This window comes from Lentzea sp. NPDC004782, assembly GCF_040609115.1.
Lineage (GTDB): Bacteria > Actinomycetota > Actinomycetes > Mycobacteriales > Pseudonocardiaceae > Lentzea.
In genome coordinates, this window is the sequence record NZ_JBEXJN010000153.1 from 1 (window position 1) to 2,374 (window position 2,374).

A 2,374-nucleotide genomic window follows, 5' to 3' on the forward strand; every position below is an offset into this window, starting at 1 on the left:
GTTCCTTCCTCCACCTGACGTGGAGGAAGGAACCCTTCATCCACGTGACTGCCCGGCAGGCGGGCTACGGACAACACCCCTGGCAAAGCGCTTGGGTTCGAGGAAAGGTGTGGAAAATGGATCGCAAGACGTGGCTTTCGGGTGTGGTGACGGCGATCGCGGTGTCGTCGGGCACTCTCGTGCTGACCGCGGGACCGGCTTCGGCCGCGACCTGCCAGGCTCAGCCGTTCTCGTCGTGCGTGGCCGTGTCGTACCAGACGTCGCAGGTGAAGAGCATCCGCGTGAACGGGCGGTGCCTGATCGGCCCGTCGGGTCAGCACCCGAACGTCGTCATCGGCCACGACGAAACGCCGTTCGTGCAGACGTACGGCGGCGCGAGGTGCGAGGGCAACACGGAGAACCGCGCGCGGGTCAACATCGGCGGCGAGGACGCGAACCGCTACCGCTGGATCTGGATCTCGTGAAGGTGAATCTCAGGAAGGCGTGGCCGGTGGGCGTGGTCGCCGCGGTGTCGGCCGGTGTGCTCGTGGTGGCCCCCGCCGAGGCCGGTGCCGCCACCTGCTCGGCGTCGCGACCGAGCGCGTTCTGCGTCGCGGTCAGCTACCAGACGCCGGCCGTGCGGAGCATCCAGGTGAACGGACGCTGCCTCACCGGCCAGGGCGAGCACCCGGAGGCGACCGTCGACCGCACGAGCGCGCCTGCCGTGCAGGCGTACGGCGGAACGGTCTGTCAGAGCACCACACGCGTCGCGGCGAATGCCCGGTGGGGCAATCCGGACGCTCAGGGATATCGCTGGGTCTGGATTTCCTGATCGCACAGCACGAAGCCCGCAACCGAACTTCGGTTGCGGGCTTCGTGCTACGCGGTCAGTTGCTGTTGCACTGCCACTTCATGAACCAGGCCCAGCTCCCGTCGCCACGGGGGAAGCCCGCGAGGTCCACCGGCTGGGTGTCGCGAGCCCGGAACCCGTACAGTGCGACGCACCGCTTGTCGGCCCTGGGCTTCGATTCCGCCGCGGCGGAGTTCCAGTCTGGCCGCTGCGGGGACCGGGAGCTCAGCTCGACGTCGAACCGAACGGAGTCGGCGCTTGCGGGCGCCGCCCCGAGCGCGACTCCGGCGCCCGCGGCCAGCACGAGCGCGACCGCGGTCGCGCGCACCGTCCTGCCGAAGTTGGTGTGCACAGCTACCTCCGATGAGGGCCTTGGGAATTTGCGCTCACCATCGTGCAGCGGGGGTGCCTTCGGCAACGCTCGCACAGCGCTTTCCGGATTCTGAGGAACGGTTCCGGGATCGTCGGAACTCGGTGTCAGGCGCGGTCGTGGAGGGTGATCTGGTAGCCGTCGGGGTCGGCGAAGGTGAACGTCCGGCCGAAAGGGCCGTCGATCGGCGGGGAGACGATCGTGTGACCGTCGGCGGCGAGAGTGTCGTGAATGGACTGGACGTCCGTGGCGTGCAGCCAGATCGCGGTACCGATGCCCGGCTGGGCCACGGAGGCGAGATCGGTGCCGGGCAGGACGGTGCGGAGTGCGAACGCGATCGGCTTCGTGTCGAAGACGACGGCGTGCGGAGGTCCGGTGGGCGACCGGACGAGGCCGAGGTACCGCTCGTAGAACGCCTGTGAGGCGTCCAGGTCACGTGCCTGGAGTGAGATGAAGTCGGGGCCGGTGGCGGGCATGCGATGCTCCTCGGTTTGCGTGTCAGGTTTCTGACACGAACCAAGCTATGTCAGAATGCTGACATGAGTCAAGACGGGGTCGACCTGCAGACGTCACTGGGCTATCTGCTGAAGGAGGCGTCGAGCGTCCTGCGTGCGGCGATGGAGGAGGTGCTGCGGCCGCTGGGGATGAGCGTGACGCACTACGCCTGCCTCGAACTGCTGGCTCAGCGGCCCGGCCTGTCGAACTCCGAGCTCGCGCGGGGCGCGTTCGTGACGCGGCAGTCGATGAACGTGCTGCTGCAGGCCCTCGAGCGGGACGGCTATGTGACGAGGCCTGCGGAGGCTCCCGTCGGCAAGATTCTCCCCACGCGGCTCACGGCTCGCGGACGGCGCAGCCTGGAGAAGGCGTCCGCGGCGGTCCGGTCGGTCGAGGTCAGGATGACGGCCGGGATGACGGAGACCGAGCGGTCGGAGGCGTTCCGGCTCCTGCAGAACATGGTCCGTTCCCTGCGGGACTCGTGAGCAGGATGCCAGGAGTTGCGGCGCGTCGAGGAACAGCGTGGATGTGCTCAGGCTTGTCGATCTGCTGCGGGGGCTGAGCGTGCCGACAACACGCCCGGTGCGCCTCCGGTCGCGTCTCGTTGTTGGAGTAGCTCGGAGAGGGGAACTTGTCGGCGTGGTACCTGAGCGTGATGCTCAGGTCCATGGTGTCGGCGC

At 68.2% G+C, this 2,374-nt stretch carries 5 protein-coding genes; 3 read left to right on the forward strand and 2 right to left on the reverse strand.

What is annotated here, in order from left to right:
• The first annotated feature begins 116 nt into the window (after positions 1-116).
• Together ABZV40_RS46360 and ABZV40_RS46365 are read left to right on the forward strand one after the other, a co-directional pair.
• Entirely contained in the window at positions 117-464 is a 348-nt protein-coding gene (locus ABZV40_RS46360) for a hypothetical protein (protein ID WP_355456510.1), read from the forward strand.
• 2 nt (positions 465-466) lie between these two features.
• The gene (locus ABZV40_RS46365; RefSeq protein WP_355456511.1) at positions 467-811 is read left to right on the forward strand and encodes a hypothetical protein; all 345 of its coding nucleotides are present in this window, start codon (positions 467-469) and stop codon (positions 809-811) included.
• 55 nt (positions 812-866) lie between these two features.
• Here ABZV40_RS46365 and ABZV40_RS46370 read toward each other — a convergent pair whose 3' ends face one another.
• Positions 867-1,181 carry a hypothetical protein gene (locus tag ABZV40_RS46370; RefSeq protein ID WP_355456512.1) on the reverse strand — a complete coding sequence of 105 codons (315 nt, stop codon included), beginning with the start codon at positions 1,179-1,181 and terminating at the stop codon, positions 867-869.
• A gap of 125 nt (positions 1,182-1,306) precedes the next feature.
• Entirely contained in the window at positions 1,307-1,675 is a 369-nt protein-coding gene (locus ABZV40_RS46375; protein WP_355456513.1) for a VOC family protein, read from the reverse strand.
• 63 nt (positions 1,676-1,738) lie between these two features.
• Between ABZV40_RS46375 and ABZV40_RS46380 the strand changes: the two genes are divergently transcribed.
• Entirely contained in the window at positions 1,739-2,179 is a 441-nt protein-coding gene (locus ABZV40_RS46380; protein WP_355456514.1) for a MarR family transcriptional regulator, read from the forward strand.
• The last annotated feature ends 195 nt before the right edge of the window (positions 2,180-2,374 follow it).

Coding starts and splice junctions, on each gene's coding strand:
- ABZV40_RS46360 (WP_355456510.1), top strand. CDS start 117: ATGGATCGCAAGACGTGGCTTTCGGGTGTGGTGACGGCGATCGCGGTG.
- ABZV40_RS46375 (WP_355456513.1), bottom strand. CDS start 1,675: ATGCCCGCCACCGGCCCCGACTTCATCTCACTCCAGGCACGTGACCTG.
- ABZV40_RS46380 (WP_355456514.1), top strand. CDS start 1,739: ATGAGTCAAGACGGGGTCGACCTGCAGACGTCACTGGGCTATCTGCTG.